Raw genomic sequence first — 1,451 nt, 5'->3', positions numbered from 1 at the left:
TGGTGCTGGACAAGGGATTTGTGGTGGAAGTCGGCAACCATGACTCGTTGATGGAGAAGAAAGGACAGTATTACAATTTGGTTTCTACGCAGATGCAGGCGTAATTTATTCAAAGTTAAATTACATGAAATATCAGGCAAATATAAAGAAAAGCTTTTTCTTTGTAATATAGCGAGTTAAATATTTTGGCGACATAGCGTCAATTAAAAAATATCTAAGCGATTGAATACATTTTAACCCATTGTTACAGTGAGCAGGACAGCCTCATATGATTTTTTACTTGTCGGAGCAGGATTATTCAATGCTGTCTTCGCCAATGAAGCCACCAAAGAGGGAAAGAAGTGTCTTGTTGTGGAAAAGAGGAAGCATTTAGGCGGCAATCTGTATTGCCGTTCTATGGAAGGCATTCAGGTTCATATGTACGGTCCCCATATCTTTCATACCAATAATCCGGCCGTTTGGAATTATGTTACCGGTTTAACCGGATTCAACCATTTTATCAATTCTCCGCTGGCCAGGTATGGCGACAAACTGTACAATCTTCCGTTTAACATGAACACTTTTTATCAATTGTGGAATGTAACTTCCCCTCGGGAAGCCAGGGAGAAGATTGAAGGGCAAAAGCAGACTATCAAAAATCCCCGGAACCTGGAAGAACAGGCATTGGCCCTATGTGGAAGAGATATTTATGAGATTTTGATCAAGGGCTATACCGAGAAGCAGTGGGGCAAGAGTGCGGACCGACTACCTGCATTTATCATAAAACGAATTCCCATACGATATACCTACAACAACAATTATTTTAACTCCACTTACCAGGGCATCCCTGAAGGAGGGTATAATGGCATGATTGAAAAATGTTTCAGCGGGTGTGATGTCCTGTTGAATTGTGATTTTTCAGAAAACAGGGAACTAAGGAAACAAGCTTCTGCAATTATATATACGGGAATGATCGATGCATATTACGATTATTGTTACGGTGCATTAGAATACAGGTCGTTGAATTTCGACCATGAATTACTGGATATGGAGAATTATCAGGGAAACGCGGTTGTGAACTATACGGAACGGAGTGTCCCTTTTACCCGGATCATCGAACACAAGCATTTTGAATTCGGCACGCAACCCAAAACCGTTATAACAAAAGAATATCCATGTAAAATGCGAAAAGGATTAGAACCCTATTATCCGGTCAATACCGAACAGAATAACAGGATATTTGAAAAATATAACCAATTGAGTAAAACGGAGAAAAATATTTTTTTTGGAGGCCGCTTAGGCACCTATCAATATATCAATATGGATGAAACTGTAACGAAAGCGCTCGCTTTGTTTAGATTATTATTTATCAAAAAGAAAAAGCAATGAAAAAATTAACGAAAAAAAATCTGCAACAACTGTGTGAGACAATGGTAATACTCAGTGAGGTTGAACAGCGAAATTATGTAGGG

General features: G+C 39.0%; 1 protein-coding gene. It reads left to right on the top strand.

All coding sequences use genetic code 11. From position 1 onward, the window contains the following. Positions 1 to 249: 249 nt before the first annotated feature. Positions 250 to 1,368 carry a UDP-galactopyranose mutase gene (glf, locus tag F597_RS0119790; protein WP_019541476.1) on the top strand — a complete coding sequence of 373 codons (1,119 nt, stop codon included), beginning with the start codon at positions 250 to 252 and terminating at the stop codon, positions 1,366 to 1,368. Positions 1,369 to 1,451: the final 83 nt, after the last annotated feature.

This window comes from Proteiniphilum acetatigenes DSM 18083 (assembly GCF_000380985.1).
GTDB classification, from domain to species: Bacteria; Bacteroidota; Bacteroidia; order Bacteroidales; family Dysgonomonadaceae; genus Proteiniphilum; species Proteiniphilum acetatigenes.
This window is presented reverse-complemented; position numbering and strand designations above follow the sequence as displayed.